Origin of the sequence: Mycobacterium sp. JS623 (genome assembly GCF_000328565.1) — a bacterium.
Lineage (GTDB): Bacteria > Actinomycetota > Actinomycetes > Mycobacteriales > Mycobacteriaceae > Mycobacterium.
The window spans coordinates 4,081,753-4,098,848 of record NC_019966.1; the positions used below are offsets into that span (position 1 = coordinate 4,081,753).

Annotated in this window: 17 protein-coding genes and 1 pseudogene; 12 read left to right on the forward strand and 6 right to left on the reverse strand. The window is 63.9% G+C overall.

The annotated features are described in order from the left end of the window. Nucleotides 1-120 precede the first annotated feature (120 nt). The 5 genes from MYCSM_RS20050 to MYCSM_RS20070 are packed head-to-tail and all read left to right on the forward strand — an operon-like array spanning nucleotide 121 to nucleotide 3,117. Complete coding sequence (locus MYCSM_RS20050; RefSeq protein ID WP_015307989.1) at nucleotides 121-951, forward strand: IclR family transcriptional regulator; 831 nt, start codon at nucleotides 121-123, stop codon at nucleotides 949-951. Beyond that, nucleotides 948-1,883, forward strand: a complete 936-nt coding sequence (locus MYCSM_RS20055; protein WP_015307990.1) for an alpha/beta hydrolase — start codon at nucleotides 948-950, stop codon at nucleotides 1,881-1,883. Before MYCSM_RS20050 ends, MYCSM_RS20055 begins: the two co-directional genes overlap by 4 nt. Beyond that, complete coding sequence (locus MYCSM_RS20060; protein WP_015307991.1) at nucleotides 1,876-2,223, forward strand: hypothetical protein; 348 nt, start codon at nucleotides 1,876-1,878, stop codon at nucleotides 2,221-2,223. The genes MYCSM_RS20055 and MYCSM_RS20060 overlap by 8 nt, the downstream gene beginning before the upstream one ends. Next, the gene (locus tag MYCSM_RS20065) at nucleotides 2,216-2,836 is read left to right on the forward strand and encodes a Dabb family protein (protein ID WP_041312459.1); all 621 of its coding nucleotides are present in this window, start codon (nucleotides 2,216-2,218) and stop codon (nucleotides 2,834-2,836) included. The genes MYCSM_RS20060 and MYCSM_RS20065 overlap by 8 nt, the downstream gene beginning before the upstream one ends. Before the next feature lie 11 nt (nucleotides 2,837-2,847). Next, on the forward strand, nucleotides 2,848-3,117 hold the full coding sequence (locus tag MYCSM_RS20070; RefSeq protein WP_041312461.1) for a hypothetical protein: 270 nt from the start codon (nucleotides 2,848-2,850) through the stop codon (nucleotides 3,115-3,117). Nucleotides 3,118-3,145: 28 nt separating this feature from the next. On the opposite strand, the gene MYCSM_RS20075 is transcribed toward MYCSM_RS20070, so the two are convergent. Beyond that, entirely contained in the window at nucleotides 3,146-4,033 is an 888-nt protein-coding gene (locus tag MYCSM_RS20075) for an SDR family NAD(P)-dependent oxidoreductase (protein ID WP_015307994.1), read from the reverse strand. Next, nucleotides 4,030-5,906: pseudogene (locus MYCSM_RS20080) on the reverse strand (flavin-containing monooxygenase). Before MYCSM_RS20080 ends, MYCSM_RS20075 begins: the two are co-directional and overlap by 4 nt. A gap of 144 nt (nucleotides 5,907-6,050) precedes the next feature. Here MYCSM_RS20080 and MYCSM_RS20085 point away from each other — a divergent pair. The 6 genes from MYCSM_RS20085 to MYCSM_RS20110 all read left to right on the forward strand — a co-directional run bounded on the left by MYCSM_RS20085 (nucleotide 6,051) and on the right by MYCSM_RS20110 (nucleotide 12,261). Then, the gene (locus MYCSM_RS20085) at nucleotides 6,051-7,208 is read left to right on the forward strand and encodes an acyl-CoA dehydrogenase family protein (RefSeq protein WP_015307995.1); all 1,158 of its coding nucleotides are present in this window, start codon (nucleotides 6,051-6,053) and stop codon (nucleotides 7,206-7,208) included. Between the two features lie 10 nt (nucleotides 7,209-7,218). Next, nucleotides 7,219-8,778 carry an acyl-CoA synthetase gene (locus MYCSM_RS20090; protein WP_015307996.1) on the forward strand — a complete coding sequence of 520 codons (1,560 nt, stop codon included), beginning with the start codon at nucleotides 7,219-7,221 and terminating at the stop codon, nucleotides 8,776-8,778. Between the two features lie 48 nt (nucleotides 8,779-8,826). Continuing rightward, the gene (locus tag MYCSM_RS20095; RefSeq protein ID WP_015307997.1) at nucleotides 8,827-9,309 is read left to right on the forward strand and encodes a hypothetical protein; all 483 of its coding nucleotides are present in this window, start codon (nucleotides 8,827-8,829) and stop codon (nucleotides 9,307-9,309) included. A gap of 6 nt (nucleotides 9,310-9,315) precedes the next feature. After that, on the forward strand, nucleotides 9,316-10,173 hold the full coding sequence (locus MYCSM_RS20100; protein WP_015307998.1) for an SDR family oxidoreductase: 858 nt from the start codon (nucleotides 9,316-9,318) through the stop codon (nucleotides 10,171-10,173). Then, nucleotides 10,170-11,105, forward strand: coding sequence for an alpha/beta hydrolase (locus tag MYCSM_RS20105; RefSeq protein WP_015307999.1), 936 nt, complete (start codon nucleotides 10,170-10,172; stop codon nucleotides 11,103-11,105). The genes MYCSM_RS20100 and MYCSM_RS20105 overlap by 4 nt, the downstream gene beginning before the upstream one ends. Nucleotides 11,106-11,184: 79 nt before the next feature. After that, a complete protein-coding gene (locus tag MYCSM_RS20110; protein ID WP_015308000.1) occupies nucleotides 11,185-12,261 on the forward strand; it encodes a hypothetical protein in 1,077 nt (358 codons plus the stop codon). Between the two features lie 3 nt (nucleotides 12,262-12,264). Here MYCSM_RS20110 and MYCSM_RS20115 read toward each other — a convergent pair whose 3' ends face one another. Genes MYCSM_RS20115 through MYCSM_RS20125 form a run of 3 tightly spaced genes read right to left on the reverse strand, consistent with a single transcriptional unit; the run spans nucleotide 12,265 to nucleotide 14,502 of the window. Continuing rightward, nucleotides 12,265-13,062, reverse strand: coding sequence for an SDR family NAD(P)-dependent oxidoreductase (locus MYCSM_RS20115; RefSeq protein ID WP_015308001.1), 798 nt, complete (start codon nucleotides 13,060-13,062; stop codon nucleotides 12,265-12,267). Nucleotides 13,063-13,072: 10 nt separating this feature from the next. Next, nucleotides 13,073-13,363, reverse strand: coding sequence for a hypothetical protein (locus tag MYCSM_RS20120; RefSeq protein WP_015308002.1), 291 nt, complete (start codon nucleotides 13,361-13,363; stop codon nucleotides 13,073-13,075). Continuing rightward, the gene (locus tag MYCSM_RS20125; protein WP_041312464.1) at nucleotides 13,363-14,502 is read right to left on the reverse strand and encodes a Rieske 2Fe-2S domain-containing protein; all 1,140 of its coding nucleotides are present in this window, start codon (nucleotides 14,500-14,502) and stop codon (nucleotides 13,363-13,365) included. The genes MYCSM_RS20120 and MYCSM_RS20125 overlap by 1 nt, the downstream gene beginning before the upstream one ends. A 100-nt stretch (nucleotides 14,503-14,602) precedes the next feature. Between MYCSM_RS20125 and MYCSM_RS20130 the strand changes: the two genes are divergently transcribed. Further along, complete coding sequence (locus MYCSM_RS20130; RefSeq protein WP_015308004.1) at nucleotides 14,603-16,306, forward strand: 3-ketosteroid-delta-1-dehydrogenase; 1,704 nt, start codon at nucleotides 14,603-14,605, stop codon at nucleotides 16,304-16,306. Here the strand turns inward: MYCSM_RS20130 and MYCSM_RS20135 are convergent, their stop codons facing one another. Continuing rightward, nucleotides 16,307-16,981: a helix-turn-helix transcriptional regulator gene (locus tag MYCSM_RS20135; RefSeq protein WP_015308005.1), complete on the reverse strand. Its 675-nt coding sequence runs from the start codon at nucleotides 16,979-16,981 to the stop codon at nucleotides 16,307-16,309. Nucleotides 16,982-17,096 lie beyond the last annotated feature (115 nt).

Here is a 17,096-nt window from a genome sequence, read left to right on the forward strand (position 1 = left end):
GCGAAATCTCGAGCGGTAAGGAACGTTCGCGTGGAATCACCCGAACCACGTGACACGGGCCACATTCGTATGGTACAAACAGTCATATTACTATTAGTCATATATACCCGAGGAGGCGTCATGACTGTCACCGTCGAAACCACCACTCCGAGTGCCGTCATCGACCGGGTGTCACTGGTGTTGGACGCCTTCGACGGCCCCGGCCGTCTCACGTTGGCCCAGATCGTGCGCCGCACGGGTCTGCCCCGGTCCTCGGCGCATCGCATGCTCGAGCGGCTGGTGCAGCTGCGCTGGCTGCGCCGAAGCGGCCGCGACTACGAGCTGGGCATGAGGCTCGTTGAACTCGGATCGCTCGCCGTACACCAGGACAGGCTGCACCGTGCGGCGATCCCTCTGTTGCACGATCTTCATCGCGCCACGGGCCTCGTTGTGCATCTCGCCGTGCTCGACGGCTCCGACGTCGTGTACCTCGAAAAGATCGGCGATCGGATGACCGCGGCGATCCCCACCCGCGTCGGCGGACGCCAGCCGGCGCACTGCGCTGCCGTCGGCAAGGCGATGCTGGCGGACAGGGAAGGGGCCGACATCGTCGATCTGGCGACCCGCAAGACGAAGTACTCCATCAGCACACCGGCACAACTCAGCGCCGAGCTGGCCAAGGTTCGCGCCCACGGCGTGGCGTTCGATCGCGAGGAGTCGGTACCCGGATTCGGTTGTGTCGCAGCGTCGATCGGTCCGCTCGGCGACGCCGTAGCTGCGGTGTCGGTCTGCGGGCCGATGAATCGGATGATGTTCGATCAGCGCCTGGCAGCGCCGGTGCGCATGACCGCAATGGGTATCTGGCGCAACGTCGAAGACGGGCCGCAGCGGGTGGCGCCGACACTGCAGCCGGTGCGTCCGTTACGAAGCGCGTTGCGGCCCGTTCGTGATTCTGCACTGCAGTACGCATGAGTCTGGACCCGCAGATCGCGGAAATCCTCGAGGCGCTCAACTCCGGATTTCCGCCAGTGCACACGATGACCGGCGCGCAGGCGCGAGCCGCGATTCGGTCACGCTTTGTTGCGCCCTCGATTCCCGAAGAGGTCGGCGAAGTCCGTGACGCGAACGTGCACGGTCCTGCGGGCGACATCGCGGTGCGCATCTACCGCCCCGCGGCGATGTCGGGCCCTGTACCGACGCTGGTGTACGCCCACGGTGGCGGGTTTGTGTTCTGCGACCTCGACAGCCACGACGGTCTGTGTCGAAGCTTCGCGAATCTGATTCCCGCCGTTGTTGTTTCGGTCGAATACCGGCTGGCCCCGGAGCATCAGTGGCCGGCCGCGGCTGAGGATGTCTTTGCGGTAACCCAATGGGCCGCTCGCAACGTGGACGCGCTCGGCGGTGACCCGAACCGCATTGTCGTCGGCGGTGACAGCGCGGGAGGCAACCTGGCAGCCACCGCCGCCCTGATGGCCCGCGACCACGGAGCACCGGCGCTCGCGGCTCAGCTGCTCGTGTATCCGATGATCGCTCCGAAGTTCGACACCGAGTCATACCGCGTGTTCGGCGAGGGCTTCTACAATCCCCGTCCCGCTTTGCAGTGGTACTGGGATCAGTACGTGCCCTCCCCCGCCGACCGCGAACAACCCTACGTCTCACCGCTGAATGCGGACTTGCGGGGGCTGCCACCCGCCGTCGTCGTCATCGCCGGCCATGATCCGTTGCGAGACGAGGGAATTGCATTCGGCGAAGCGCTGGGAGCAGCCGGCGTTTCGACGACGCGCCTCACCTACGACGGGGGCATTCACGGGTTCATGACGATGCCGATGCTCGACCTGGCGCAGCTTGCCCGCATCGAGGTGTGTCGCACGTTGTCCACGCTTCTTGCCGTCGCTCATGTCTGAAGGTCAGATCTTCGTCATCGACCGCGTGGTGACCAAACCTGACCGTGCGAAGGAATTCGTCGACCGATACATCGCCGAATATGCGCCGGGTGCTCGTGAGCGCGGAATGACGTTGCGGGACATCCTCGTCAGCCCGCCGGTTTGGCTTAGCGACCAAACCAACGTCGTCACCATCACATGGCATCTGCCAAGTGCACAGGCGTGGTGGGAGATGACGTGGAAGGGCAGACCCGACCCCAGCATCGGCCAATGGTGGGCTGACATCGACGAGCTCATCGCTGAGCGATCCCGCAGTGTCGCTGCTGCCGCCGCCGATGTCGACGGGCTCTGCAATGTATAGCGTGACGCGGCTGATTCACACGTCGTCGGTCGCCACGCGGGATCAGTTGCTGACACCGCTACGGACCTTCGCCTCCGTTGCCGACCACGCCGTTGTCGCGCCGACGCTGCCGGGATCCCGCAACGGCGGCGATATTCTGATGCACCTACGCTTCGCAGAAGAAGGCCAGTGGCCCTCTGTCGCGGGCGATCTCGAAGGCATTCTGTCGGAACCGCCGGTCACGCACGTCGATGGCGCCGAGTACCGGGGCATTCCGCAGTCGGCCGAACAACCCTCCCAGGGCACCGTGTACCGCACGCTATTGCTGCGAGTGGCACCCGACACCGGCGAGACAACGATCGCTCGATTTGAAGACGATCTACGGCTACTGCCGCGATACGTCAGCACAATCATCGCTTGGCAGCTGAGCCGCGTCGAGTCAGCCATCGGGCAGTCGCCCTGGACCCATGTGTTCGAACAAGAATTCCTCGACCTCGACGGCCTGATGGGCCCCTATTTGATGCACCCGATCCATTGGGCTTACGTTGACCGCTGGTTTGACCCCGAATGTCCCGATGTCATCGTACGTGATCGCGTGTGTCACAGCTTCTGTCATATTGGCGCCGCAGCATGACATGTAGTTGCGTGGATCGCCACGCCGTCATCGCTGTTCTCAACTCATACGCCACCTGTCTCGACGCCCGCGATTGGCCCGGCCTCGACGGGGTTTCCCTGGGTAATTACGAAATCCGCGTCGACGGCGACCACGCCGAAGCGGTGACGAAGGCACGGGTCATCCACGTCGGTGCCGGGTCCCGCGCCGCCTTGACGCCCTGTGAGGCGATCGGTGATCCGAACTTCCGACGGGTGGCGAATCATTCACCGTACGTTCGAAGTCCACATCACCAGCGGTGACATCGCGGTGTTGCAGCCGGAGTGACGATTACATCCCGGCGGGCAGGATGTTCGGATTGGCGGTCGCCGGCGGTTCCAACGGCGGCAGCACCGACGCACCGTCGAGACTGTGCACCGGCAGGTTCTGCGACCACGGATAGTGCAGGCTGAACGCCACGAGCCCGGTGCGTTCGGCAGCTGGCAAGTGGCACATCGCCAGCACGGTCTCTGCCAAATACTCGACAGGCTCAGTCGGGAAGGTGTCCGGGATCAATTGCGCCGCACCGGGTGTGCGCACCGCGGTCGATGGCCCCACACAGTTGACGGCGATGTTCGCGTCGACGAGTTCGGCGGCCACCCCCTGGGTGAACCGGTGCAGTGCGGCCTTCATCGACGCGTAGATCACATCGCCTGCGGTCTTGTTGTACTCGCGGTACGGACGCGCCGGCGCCAATCCCGTCACAGACCCGACGTTGACGATCCAGCCCGCCCCCTGCTTGCGCATATGTGGCACCACCGCCTTGGTGAGCACGAACGGGGTCCGCACGTAGTGTTCCACGGTCCGGTCGAATGTCTCGAGACCCATGTCGTCGATACGCGCATAGTCGGCGAACCCCGCGTTGTTGACCAGGACGTCGATGCGGCCGGTGCGTTCGAGCACCTCGTCGACCAACCGCTCGCGCTGACCGGGACTCTCGAGGTCGGCGGCGACGCCGAAGGCGGTCCCACCAGCCTCCTCGATCAGCTTGATCGTTTCGCCGATCGTGCCGGGAATCGCCTGCGCCGCCCCAGCTCGCATCGACGGCGATGGCTCGTAGGACCGCGCCGTCACCGCGACCGTCGCACCCTCGGCAGCCAGCCGCTGTGCGATCGCGCGTCCGATCCCCCTGCTACTTCCTGTAACTAAAGCAGTTCTGCCGCTGAGCAATTCCGTCATCGCAACACAAAATGCTCTTCGATGGGTGCGCGGTGCTGATGCCACAGGTCGACCAGCCGGTAGGGCGTCGCGACCACGACGCGGCCCGAACCCGAGCGATAGTAGGTGTGTGCGTTGGGTGTGTGACACCACACCGTCCGCGACATCGCCTCATCTATCCCGGCCACGTAGTCGTCATAGGCGTGCTGCGTCACTTCCATAGTCCTCGCGTCGCGCATCGCCATCAGTTGCAGGCACTCGATGATGTAGTGCGCCATCACCTCCATCGAGAAGTTGGCGCCCGCTCCGTGGCCCGGACTGTAGTTCGGCGCGGAGTTGATGAACAGGTTGGGGAATCCGGGCACCGTGCCACCGCGGTAGGCGCGCGGGCTGTCGCCCCACTCATCGGTCAGTTTGCGTCCGCCGAGACCCCGAATATCGATGGTGGACAGGAAGTCCAGGTGATATCCCGTCGCGTAGATGATGACGTCGAGGTCGATCTGACGGCCGTCCGCCGTCACGATCCCTCTCGCGTTGACCTCGGCTGGTTCATTGGCTTCCACATCGACGTGGTTCCGGGTCAACGCCGCGTAGTACCCACCGGGGTCACGAATGATCCGCTTGCCATACGGCGCGAAATCCGGTGTATCTTCTTCGCCAGTTCCGTTCCCTCACCGAAGGTTTGGTTGATGTAATCCAAGCACATCTGTAGGAGCGCATCGTTGGCGGGCGAAATCGACAGGTGGCTGTTCGCCCAATCCGGGTCCCGCAGGATCACTGGATAGTTATTGTCCGCAGTGGCCCAAAACGACTTCAGCCGATGCCAGTTGGCGAAGAAGGGCACATGCCGGCCGAGATACCGGCGATGCTCGGGCACGTCGTCGGAGGCCCGCCTGCGTGGCGCCACCCAGTGCGGCTGACGCTGAAACATTGTCAGATGCTCCACCGCATCAACGCAGGCATCGACGATCTGCACGGCGGTGCAGCCTGCACCGATGATCGCTACCCGCTTGCCCGTGAGGTCCACCGATGAATCCCACTGCGCGGAGTGAATGCTGTCGCCCGCGAACGTCTCTCGACCCGACAGCTCCGGCCAGCGTGGGCGGTTGAGGTAGCCGGCAGCGGTGATCACCACACTGGCGAAGCTGATGTTGCGGTTGCCGTCGCGGTCGACCGAGTGGATCTGCCATTGGTCGCGGTCCTCGTCCCACCACAGGGCCTCGACCTCCGTGCCGAACCGGGTGTGCTCGCGTAGCCCGTACTTGTCGGCCAGCGACACCAGGTAGGCCTGATACTCACCGCCCTGCGGGTAGTAGCTCGACCAATCCGGGTTCACCTCACGCGACAGCGAGTAATACGCCGATGGCGTATCCACGCCGATGCCCGGGTAGGTCGTGGTCAACCATGTGCCGCCGACTTCGTCGTTGCGATCGAAGATCTCGTAGGCGACCCCCGCATCGGCGGCGGCGAGGGCGGTGATGATGCCCGCCAGCCCGGCACCGACGATAGCCACCTTCAGTGTTTCGGGAATCGGCACCGTTCGCGGCAGAGTCGGCTGCGATAGGTGGAAGCCGCCTTGCTCGAGCAGCAGCGGAACGAACTCGGCGTCGACGTCGGACCCGAGCGCAAGCGGCAGCAGCTGGGTGAACAGTTCTCGGTCGTCGGCAGCCCACAGACTCCGCGGAGCGTCCAGCGCCTCAACGACGGCCGTCACCAAAGCGTCCGCGGTGTCGGGGTCGGTGACACCAACTCGCTCCGGAGGATCGGGCACATGCGAGATCAACGGGCCGAATCGACCGATCACCGAAGCGTCGCCGGTGAGCTGGGCCAGCACCGCCACGAGCACGCCGGGATCGGCCTCGCGAAGATGCGCGCGCAGCTCATCAAGGTTCACGGGATCCGCCTATGGCGTCGCGGTTTCGGCGTCGGTCGTCACGGCAACCGAGTATCGAGGCATTCGCGGTCGACGTCGGCGCCGTTGTCTACTCAGCGGGACACGTGTCCAAACGGATCCGGCACAGGCGCATACGCTTCGGCCATGCAACGGGTGCACTACGACGATGACCACCGCGCATTCGCGGAGTTGGCCGGCGATTTCGCCGTCAAAGAAGTCGCACCCCACATCGCCGACTGGGAAAACGACGGCATCATTCCGCGTGAAGTGTTCGCAAAGGCGGGTGCGGTCGGGCTCCTCGGCTTCGCGGCAGACGAACGCTTCGGTGGGGTCGGCGCCCGTGACTATCGCTACAACCAGATCATGATCGAAGCGTTCATGGACGTTGACTGCGGCGCGGTCGGCCTGAGTTTTGCGGTCCACAACGACATCTGCCTGCCTTACCTGGCCGATCTGACCACACCCGAACAGCAGGCGCGCTGGCTGCCCGGGTTCGTACGTGGAGATCTGATCGCCGCGATCGGCATGACCGAACCGGGAGCCGGCTCCGATGTCGCAGGTATCCGGACGTCCGCCGTCGACGCCGAGGACCACTTCGTCGTCAACGGCGCCAAGACTTTCATCACCAACGGACAGAACGCCGACCTGGTGATCACGGCGGTACGAACATCACCAGACCGCCACCGCGGGCTCACACTGCTGGTGCTCGAACGTGGCGTGCTCGGGTTCGAGCGCGGCCGCAATCTCGACAAGCTCGGATTGCGCTGCCAGGACACGTCCGAGTTGGTCTTCACTGATGTCAAGGTGTCCAAGGACAATGTCCTTGGTGAGGCGGGCCGCGGATTCGACTACATGATGAAAAACCTTCCGCAGGAACGCATGCAGATCGCGGTAGGCAGCCTCGGACGCGCCCGCGCCGCCCTGTGTTGGACGATCGACTACGTGCGTGAGCGCACGGCGTTCGGCAAACCAATCGGCGCTTTGCAAAACACCCGCTTCGCGCTCGCCGATGTTGCCACCGAAATATCGGTCGCCGAGGCGTTTATCGACCGGTGCGTGATCGAACTCAACGCGGGTCGGCTTTCAGCCGCCGACGCCGCCAAGGCCAAATTGTGGGCGACCGAAATGGAGTTCCGCTGCCTGGATTCATGTCAGCAGCTGTTCGGCGGCTACGGCTACATGCGTGAGTATCCGATCGCACGATCGGCCATCGATGCGCGCGTGACCCGTGTCTACGGCGGCACCTCTGAGATCATGCGCGAGATCATCGGCCGTGACTTAAATCTTGAGCTGAAACCCTAAGGACGACGACATGCAGGTACGCAGCCACTCACTGGGCGACATTCCCCGCCGCTCCGCGCGCAGACACCCCGACAAGGTCGCCATCATCGATGGCGACCTGACGTTGACGTTCGCCGAATTCGACAAACTTGTGAACCGCGCTGCGGCGGCGTTGCGGGACAACGGTTTAGCGCCAGGCGATCGGGTAGCACTGCTTGCCCACAACTGCTGGCAGTACGCGGTGCTGACGTTCGCCACCGCTCGAGCAGCGGTCGTGCTGGTGCCGATCAACTTCATGTTGACCGCCCACGAGATCGCCTTCATTCTCGAGCACAGCCAGGCCCGGGGATTCATCGTCGAAAACGAGCTGATCACCACGGCAGAGCAGGCGATGACTCAGAGCGGGTCGGTGATCACCAAGGTGGCCTTGAACGCTGACGGGCAACGGGCGCCGTACGGCTGGGAGGACTTTGCGCATTGGCTCACGACGACGACTCCCCCACCGGACCTCGAGGTCTCCGACGATCAGCTGATGCGGCTGATGTACACCAGCGGGACCGAATCTCGTCCCAAGGGCGTGATGCACTCCAGCCGCAGCCTGGTGTCGAACTACGTCAGCACCATCGTGGCCGGGTCGATGTCGGCCGACGACGTCGAAATCCACTCGATGCCGCTGTACCACTGCGCACAGCTCGACAACTTCCTCGCCACCGACATCTATCTCGGCGCGACCAGCATCATCATTCCCCGACCCGATCCGGAGGTCGTCCTGCGGGGCATCGAGAGGTACAAGGTCACCAATTATTTTGCGCCACCGACGATCTGGATTGCCTTGCTACGGTCACCGGTGTTCGACCAGGTCGACCTGAGCAGTCTGCGCAAGGGTTATTACGGCGCGTCGGCGATGCCGACAGAGGTTCTTCACGAGATCCGCGAACGGCTGCCCAATCTGCAGCTGTGGAACTTCTACGGCCAGACCGAGATGGCGCCGCTGGCCAGCGCTCTGGGTCCCGAGGACCAAGGCGACCACGCCGGCGCAGCGGGGCGGCCCGCGATCAACGTCGAAACCGCGATCCTCGATGACACCGATTCGCCAGTCGCCGCGGGAACCGTCGGCGAGATCGCGCACCGTGGCCCCCACCTGATGTTGGGTTATCTCGACGATCCCGCGCGCACAGCTGATGCGTTCCGCGGTGGCTGGTTTCATTCCGGGGACCTCGGCTACTACGACGACTTCGGCCTGCTGCATGTGGTCGATCGCAAAAAGGACATGATCAAGACCGGCGGTGAGAACGTCGCAAGCCGCGAGGTCGAAGAAGTCCTGTACCGACACCCCGCTGTGCAGGAAGTCGCGGTGTTCGGTGTCCCCCATCCGGTGTGGGTCGAGGCCGTCGTGGCGGCCGTGGTCATTCGCGACAGCGCCGACGCCAGCGCCGACGAGCTCGTCAGCCACTGCCGCGGCCACCTGGCGGGTTACAAGACCCCCAAGCAGGTGTTCTTCGTCGACGCATTGCCCAAGAACCCGAGCGGCAAGCTGCTCAAACGCGAGCTGCGGACGCGTTTCGGTGCCGAACAGAACGTGTTCCACTGACCGGACGCCGCTGCGCCGTCGAACGCGTCGCGGCGGTTGACTCGCTCCATGAGCAACGACATCACCCTGGCCGAAGTTCAGGAGTTCATCGCCGGGTTCTGGTACCACTACGACCAGGGTCACTTCGACGAGCTCGCGGTCCGCATCGGTGACGAGATGGAGTACCTGAGCCGCTCCGAATCCGGCACATGCCCATTCGAGGACCTGCTCAAGGCCGAGTTGCGCGGCGGCGCCGAGACTCTGGCGTGGTTGACCCAGCACCGCAACGAGAATCCGTACCCACTGCGTCACCACGCCACGAACATCTTCCGCACCGGAATCGAGGGGCCGACCACGTTTGTCCGCTTCTACCTGTTCGTCAACCAGGTCACCAATGCCGTGCCGTTCGCGGTGTCCAGCGGTGTGGTCGACGTCGCGGTACGGCGCGGCGCCGACGGCCTGGTTTTCACCTCGATGAAGGTGATCCTCGACGCCGACGACTCGATACCTTTTGCCGAATACAACAGTGCCGCCGCCGCGACGGGCGCTTAGACGCCGATGACCGCGCGCGACACATTCGGCGGTGGCGTAGCCGTCATAACAGGAGCCGGTGCAGGTATCGGTGCGGGCCTGGCGCGTCACGCCGTGCGTTTAGGCATGACCGTCGTGCTCGCTGACGTCGACGCGAAAGCGGTTGCGGCCCTTCGAGACGAACTCACCACGGCGGGCGCCAAGGCCGTCGACGTCGTCTGTGACGTCCGCGATCCGGAGGCCGTGCACGCGTTGGCCGAGCGGACGTACCGCGATGTCGGCCCGGCCCGGCTACTGGTCAACAACGCAGGCGTCGAACAGTTCGGATACCTTTGGGATGTCTCGGTCGAGAACTGGAATCGGCTCGTCGATATCAACATCAGCGGCGTATTCCACGGTGTGCGTGCGTTTCTGCCGAAAATGTTCGCGGCGCGCGAACCCGCGTGGGTGTGGAACCTGTCCTCGATCGGCGGCGTCGCCGTCGTGCCCTTGCAGGCCCCCTACATCATGAGCAAGCACGCGGTGCTGGCGCTGACCGAATGCCTACGACTGGAAGTGGAACTGGCCGGCCACAACAACATCCACGTGCAGGCTGTGCTGCCAGGTGCGGTGGTATCGAACATCTTTGAGTCCGCAGGCGGAGTCGACGGAGGCGATGCCGCGGCGGCCGAATCACAACGCGCCGCAATGCTCGACATCAAGGCCGATGCCATGGATCCCCTTGCCGCGGCCGAGGCTGTGTTCGATCAAGCCGCCGAAGGTCGGTTCTACCTGTTGACCCAGCCGGACTACGTCGGCGCGGCGATGGCCGAGCGCGCCGAAGTCCTTGTCTCCCAGCGGCCGCCGATGTTGAAGGGTCGTCGGTTCGACCCCGCGCACCAATGACGCTCGACCCGGATGCCGCAGCGCGGGTTGCCTCGTTCGGCGAGATACTGCCGATGCGCGTGCGTGGCCTTGGGGCCGTGCGCGAGGCAATCGAGTCCGCACCGCATCCCGACAGTATGCCGTCGATGGCACACATCGAAAACTGTGCAATTCCTGGCCCGGCAGGCCAGATTCGCGCCCTCATTTACCGCCCCTCACCGGAGCCCGGGGGCCCCGTATTGGTGTACCTGCACGGCGGCGGACTGGTGATGGGCTCCAACCATTCGTTCGAGCCGCTGGCGAGAGTGCTTGCCGCCGAGTCCAATGCCACCGTGGTGGCAGTCGAGTACCGGCTGGCACCGGAATGTCCGCCCCCCGCCCAATTCGACGATGCGTATACCGCGACCGTATGGGTGGCCGATCATGCGGACGAACTCGGAGTCGATGCAACACGATTGGCCGTCGTCGGTGACAGCGCGGGGGGTTCCCTTGCCGCAGGCGTCGCGCTGGCGGCCCGCGATCACGACGGCCCAGCGATCTTCTGCCAAGTGCTGCTCTACCCGGGACTGGACCGGGACATGGGGGCACCGTCGATCGTCTCGCTCACAGACGCCCCGATGCTCGGCCACGACGACATCGTCTACATGCACGACCTGGCCGACAGTGGCGCGAGCGCACCGCACGACCAGTACCGCGTGCCCGCCTACGCGACGGACCTGACCGATCTGCCGCCCGCGATCATCGTTACCGCAGAATGCGATCCGATTCGCGACTGGGGCGAGCGCTATGCCGCCAGGCTTCGCGACGCGCGCGTAAAAGTGACGGTCACCCGCTACCCCGGCATGTATCACGGGTTTCTGATGCGATCCGATGCCACCGCGCGGAGTCGGCTGGCGATCGCCGAGATCGGCGGCCTGCTGCGGGCGAAATTCGCTCATCCGCTGCCGTTTTAGCGTCCCGTTCACCGGACGGGTCCGCAGAGAACCGCCCATTTCGAGCACAGAATCGACATAGCCGAGAAGAGGAGACCTGATGCTCACAGATGAGCGGCGCATAGAGCTGTCCGAAGTGTTGCGTCCCGCATCACCACCTGTCGACGTCGACGGCGTCTACACCGACGATCAACGGGAACGGCTGCTCGGCGTCGTCCGCAGCCAGGGTCCCTGGAAACTGATCATCGCCCAGCATTTCGCGTCGGCTGACGAGCTGATGGCCACGATGAGTGGGGCGTTCCCGGAGGGCTTCGAACCATCCTTGGACCTGTTTTTGACTCCAACCTTTCGCGGTTACCTCGCCAACTACGGAACAGTCTTGTACCCGGAACTGCACGACTGCTTCTACAACGAAAAGTTCTTGCAGATGGCGAAGCAATACTGGAACGCCGAGTACGCCAAGCCAGAGATGATGCTGTTCAACATCAACGGCCCATGCGCCAACCGCGACCCCGGCCATTTGGATTCACCGAGCTTCCGTGGAGTGTGCCACGAGAACGCCCCGACGTGGCTGTGCAGTGTGATGGGTAAGTCCGGCCTGTTCACCGAGTACCTGATCAAGATGGCTCAGGTGATCACGTGGTTCTCGTTGGATGAAGGTAGCGGATTCACATACTGGCCGGACGGTCCGCTGAAAGCGCCGCAACGCCTCCTGCCGCCGGTGTACAACCGCGGCGTCGTGGTCCAGAACGAGATGATGGTGCATCGCGGCGAAGCCAATGGTCCGCTCGATCAGCAGACCCCCGCCGGGTTGGCGTTCGACACGGTGTTCACCGGCGATCCCGGCGATCGCGATCACTGGCTGCTGAAGAACGGTGACGACGTGGTTGCCCGGCATCACACCAACGAGCTTCGCTTCCTGGTGCATTGGTCGGCCGAGGTGTTCTCCGACTATGACGAGTTGAAGAAGAACATGGATGGTTCCGACGATCTCACGATCGAGCAGGCGATCGATACGCTGGTCAAAGACGTCAACGCCAACGGCCTCAAGCTCGCAATGCCGGACGAGCCGCTGCACGACCCCGAATTCATTCGCATCCTAAACGCGGCCTACGACCTCGGCGGGCCCGCGAGCTATCCCGCAGAGGCTCCCCTCAGCGCCTTCCAGATGGCCTGATCGCTAGCGCACTATGACCGGGCTGGGCTCTCGCGGCGCCCCCAGCAAGTCGCGGTGCGACGGCGGTTGTCGCCCGTCCTCATCGGTGATGGCGTAGCGCAGTGCGACCTCAGCCCCGATCACGGTGTGGCCAGACAACTCGCCGAGATCGGGATCGTGGTACAGCGCATTGATCAAATGTCCAGTGAATTCGGGAGTTTCGGCGTGTTTGGCTGTCGCGGCAAGTGCGTCGGGATTTCCGGCGAACGCGCCGCGGAACCGCTCGGTGAGCAGTATCCCCATCCAGATCGACACCGTGGCCACCCCGGTGTCGCGGAAGTCCACTGCCATGTCGGCGGCCATCTTGTCCAAGCCCGCCTTCTGTGCGCCGTACGCCGGACCGTGCATGTAGCACACCGATCCGGGCGACGATGTGAACACGATCAGACCGCGACCCTGACGCACCATCAGCGGCGCGGCGTGCCACGACGCCACATACGCCGACCGCAGACCGACATCGAGAACATCGGCCAGCTCGAGTGGCTTCTCCCAGAACGGCTTTGGATTCGTCAGGTCGTCATGAATGGCCGCGGCGTTGTTGACCAACAGATCCAGCCGGCCACTCTCGTGCTCGACTCGCTCGAACAACGCGCCCACCGCGGCATCGTCACGGTGGTCGACGGGCACCGCAATTCCGCCGTCCTCCGGCTCGGTCACGGTCCTGCCGGTCAGATACACCCGCCAGCCGTGGGCGACGAGAGCCGCGGCGATGCCACGTCCTGCGCCACGACTGGCCCCGGTGACTACCGCAACACGTTTCACGACTACGAAGTTACGTCGTCACCGGCACCGTTTCGTCGACCACCGGCAAATCACCGTGGCGCACCGCGTCGAGGATCGAACCGCTGAGCGCTGAACAGGCCAGGAACAACCCGCGGTCCGCATGCCCCGCCAAGTTCTCGGCGTCGCGTCGTTCGAGGCACCGCGCGAATGCCTCGGCATTCCACTGAACGCTGGTCTGATTCCAGCTGCTCTTGCGGGCCAAGACGCGGGCTCCGCACCGGCCGCAAGCCACCGGGGCCATCGGAGTTTCGGCGAGACGATTGTCGGGCCGGACGGTCATCACGTTGTTCCTGCAACCGACTTCGCGGCGAGGTTGGCCTCGACGACCTTCATCCACTCCTCGTTCGGGCTGGTGGTGTCGAGTTCGTATTCGAAGCGATCCGTCATATCGGGCTGTACATCCGCAACGTCGACGTAGAACTGCTCATACCAGCGCCGAAGTTGATAGACCGGTCCGTCCTCCTCGCACAGCAGTGGATTGTCTACGCGTGCCTTGTTCTTCCAGATCTCGACGTCCTGTTCGAAACCCATCTTGACAAAATCGCCGAGACTGATCGCGGTCTGCAACGCCGCGTCCCCGGGCAGCGCGTCCGACTTCTTCACAATGATGCCGTACTGCAGCACAAAGGAATTCGCGTCGATCGGATAGTGGCAATTGATCAGTATTGTCTTGTGATCGGCGTCTTCATAGTGGTAGGTCAGGTCGTCGATCATGAACGATGGACCGAAATACGATGCTACTGAAGTAGTTCCAAGGAGTGTCGATTCCCCGGGGTCACCGATGTCCGGGCGACCCTCGCCGTTCATGTACTGCGTCGCGACATGGCCTTCAAAGATGTTCTTGAAGTGTGTCGGCAGCGATCCGTGAATGTAGAAGAAGTGCGCCATGTCGACGACATTGTCGATGATCTCGCGGCAGTTGGTGTTGACGACCGTGGTGTACCAATGCCAATCGGTCCACTCGTCGCTAGTGGCGCCGTCGATCCGGGGAATGCTCACGTCTCGCGGCGGCGGTTTACGCTCGGGGTCGTTCCACACGAACAACATGCCGTCCTGCTCGAGGGTGGCCCAGGTGGCTGTCCGCGCGAGCTTTGGCACCCGCTTGCTGTACGGCACCTTTTTGCATCGGCCGTCGCCCCCCCAGCGCCAGTCGTGGAACGGGCACGCGATCTCGTCGCCCTTCACCTCGCCCTGGGTCAGGTCGCCGCCCATGTGACGGCAGTAGCCGTCGAGCACGTTGATCTTGCCGTCCCCGCTGCGGAACACCACCAACTTCTTGCCGAACGCAGTGATCCCGTGGGGCGTGCCGTCGCCGAAATCCCTGGTCAAGCCAAGGCAATGCCAGCCGCGGGCGAACCGCGTGGGGGCGGCTTCTGCCTCAATCTGCCGAATCTCGTCAGTATCTGACTGCAACGTCATGACCTTGTTCTACAACCGCGGGACCGCTTACGAAGCCGATCGTCCCGCTGGAAGGGAGATACCCACCGCCGGGCCGATCCTGCGACTTACCGTCAAACACGTGACGACTGCTCAACGTGCCGCCATTCCCGCGGGCCTACCAGTCCGCGATACGACTGTTGACTTCTTGGTCGTCGGCTCGGGCACGGGCATGGCCGCGGCGCTGGCGGCCGCCGAGCGCGGCCTGAACGTGCTGATCGTCGAGAAGTCGGCCTACGTCGGCGGGTCCACCGCGCGGTCCGGCGGCGCCCTATGGCTGCCAGCGAGCCCGGTCCTCGAGGAGAACGGCGCCGGCGACACGTTGCCACGTGCAAGTAGGTATCTGGAGTCCGTCGTCGCCGGCACCGCGCCACGGCAACGGTCCACGGGATTCCTTGCCCATCTCGCCGAGACGGTGGACATGCTGCGGCGCACCACGCCGATGAAGTTCATTTGGGCGCGGGACTACTCCGACTATCACCCGGAACAGCCCGGCGGAGCGGCAGCGGGGCGGACCTGCGAGTGCAAGCCGTTCGACCTTTCGGTACTCGGTGAATATCGTTCGCGACTGCGCCCCGGGATCATGGAGGCGAAGATTCCGATGCCGACCACCGGTGCGGATTACCGGTGGATGAACCTGATGGCTCGGGTACCTCGCAAGGGTGTGCCGCTCATCGCCAAGCGTCTGAGCCAAGGGGTGGGCGGCCTGCTGCTCGGCCGGCGCTATACCGCAGGCGGACAGGCATTGGCGGCGGGTCTGTTCGCCGGTGTACTACGGGCGGGCATCGGTGTCTGGACGGAAACCGCATTGATGCGGTTGACCACCGATGGCGGCCGGGTCACCGGCGCGGTGGTGGATCACGATGGGCGCGAAGTCACCGTGAAGGCTCGACGCGGGATTGTCTTGGCCGCAGGCGGTTTCGATCACAGCATGGATATGCGGTGGAAGTTTCAATCCGAATCGCTCGGCGAGCACGCCAGCCTCGGCGCCGAGACCAACACCGGCGACGCGATCCGAATCGCCCAAGACGCCGGTGCCGGAATCGATCTCATGGACCAAGCTTGGTGGTTTCCTGCCGTCGCCCCGTTACCTGGCGGCGCGCCGGTGGTGATGCTGGCCGAGCGATCGCTTCCGGGTTCGCTGATCGTCGACCAAAGCGGCAACCGGTTCGTCAACGAGGCGACCGACTACATGTCATTCGGGCAGCGACTGCTAGAGCTCGAACGCGCCGGCACGCCCGTCGAGTCGATGTGGATCGTGTTCGACCAGAAGTATCGCAACAGCTATGTGTTTGGCGCCGAACTATTTCCACGTATGCGCATCCCCCAGGCCTGGTATGACGCAGGCATAGCGCACGGGTCGGACAGCATCGCCGAACTTGGACGCTTGATCGGTGTCTCCCACGAGACGTTGCTCGCCACCGTATACCGGTTCAACGAAATGTCTGGTGCCGGAGAGGATTCAGATTTTCATCGTGGACGAAGCGCCTATGACCGTTACTACGGCGATCCCACCGTCACCCCGAACCCGAATCTGCGTGCACTGGACCAAGGGCCGTTCTACGCGGTGAAGATGGTGCTCAGCGACTTGGGCACCTGCGGCGGCCTACGGGCCGACGAACGCGCCAGGGTGCTGCGAGAGGACGGCAGTGTCATCGAGGGGCTGTACGCCATCGGCAACACGGCGGCCAACGCCTTCGGAACCACGTATCCCGGTGCGGGCGCGACGATCGCACAGGGCTTGGTTTTCGGCTATATCGCAGCGCTTGACGCAGCGGCAAAGTAGTCAGTCCGCGTCTTCGGCGTCGGCCTTCTTTTCGACCTCGTACCAGTATTCCGGTGCAGGCCAAGGGATCCCCACACGTCCATCGTCACCGGCGCGGGGGAACGTGGCCTCCGCCTCGTCGAGCTCCTTGATCATTTTCAAGGTCAGCTCGCGCTCGTTGGCGTAGTACCGCTCGGCCCACTGCAGCGCGACACGCGCGTACGCCCACGACGGGTCGGCGCCGGCCCACTTCGCGTCCTTGGCCGCCTTGCGGTGCATGTCGTCGGCGTAAGCCAGGTGTTCCTGCAGAAGCTCTTTCAGCCTCGCCGGGGTGGTCAGATGTGCCAGGGTCACCCGCAGCAGGGGGGTGTGCTTGAGCACCGGCGGGTCGAGGGGCGCCTCGTTCGCCCACTTGGTTGCCGCTTCCAGGCCCGCTTGCGTGATCTTGTACAGTCTCCGGTTACGCGCCCCGCTGCTGTTCTCGACGCGCGACGTCACCAACCCGAGTTGCTCAAGCTTCTTGAGTTCGGAGTAGATCTGGCTGTAGGCCGGACTCCCATAGAAGAACCGCATGCTCCAGTCGATCCACTTTCGGATGTCATAGCCCGAGAGCTCGTACTCATAGGAGAGCATGCCTAACAGCGCCCAGCTGGTGCCCGCCAGATTCGGCTTGCCCGGCTGCTCGTTGTCTTCCACGTTTTCAGACTAACAACACTGGTCACAGCCGCAGGAGTCACTCACCGCTGGCCGGGACATCCTGTTGCCGCTGTCCAGCCCGGTGGCGAAGGCTTGGGTCGATCACCAGCGGGGT

What these genes read in the sequence shown, in the direction of transcription:
- MYCSM_RS20050 (WP_015307989.1), top strand. Translation starts at nt 121, where the DNA reads ATGACTGTCACCGTCGAAACCACCACTCCGAGTGCCGTCATCGACCGG.
- MYCSM_RS20055 (WP_015307990.1), top strand. Translation starts at nt 948, where the DNA reads ATGAGTCTGGACCCGCAGATCGCGGAAATCCTCGAGGCGCTCAACTCC.
- MYCSM_RS20060 (WP_015307991.1), top strand. Translation starts at nt 1,876, where the DNA reads ATGTCTGAAGGTCAGATCTTCGTCATCGACCGCGTGGTGACCAAACCT.
- MYCSM_RS20065 (WP_041312459.1), top strand. Translation starts at nt 2,216, where the DNA reads ATGTATAGCGTGACGCGGCTGATTCACACGTCGTCGGTCGCCACGCGG.
- MYCSM_RS20075 (WP_015307994.1), bottom strand. Translation starts at nt 4,033, where the DNA reads ATGACGGAATTGCTCAGCGGCAGAACTGCTTTAGTTACAGGAAGTAGC.
- MYCSM_RS20085 (WP_015307995.1), top strand. Translation starts at nt 6,051, where the DNA reads ATGCAACGGGTGCACTACGACGATGACCACCGCGCATTCGCGGAGTTG.
- MYCSM_RS20090 (WP_015307996.1), top strand. Translation starts at nt 7,219, where the DNA reads ATGCAGGTACGCAGCCACTCACTGGGCGACATTCCCCGCCGCTCCGCG.
- MYCSM_RS20095 (WP_015307997.1), top strand. Translation starts at nt 8,827, where the DNA reads ATGAGCAACGACATCACCCTGGCCGAAGTTCAGGAGTTCATCGCCGGG.
- MYCSM_RS20100 (WP_015307998.1), top strand. Translation starts at nt 9,316, where the DNA reads ATGACCGCGCGCGACACATTCGGCGGTGGCGTAGCCGTCATAACAGGA.
- MYCSM_RS20105 (WP_015307999.1), top strand. Translation starts at nt 10,170, where the DNA reads ATGACGCTCGACCCGGATGCCGCAGCGCGGGTTGCCTCGTTCGGCGAG.
- MYCSM_RS20110 (WP_015308000.1), top strand. Translation starts at nt 11,185, where the DNA reads ATGCTCACAGATGAGCGGCGCATAGAGCTGTCCGAAGTGTTGCGTCCC.
- MYCSM_RS20120 (WP_015308002.1), bottom strand. Translation starts at nt 13,363, where the DNA reads ATGACCGTCCGGCCCGACAATCGTCTCGCCGAAACTCCGATGGCCCCG.
- MYCSM_RS20125 (WP_041312464.1), bottom strand. Translation starts at nt 14,502, where the DNA reads ATGACGTTGCAGTCAGATACTGACGAGATTCGGCAGATTGAGGCAGAA.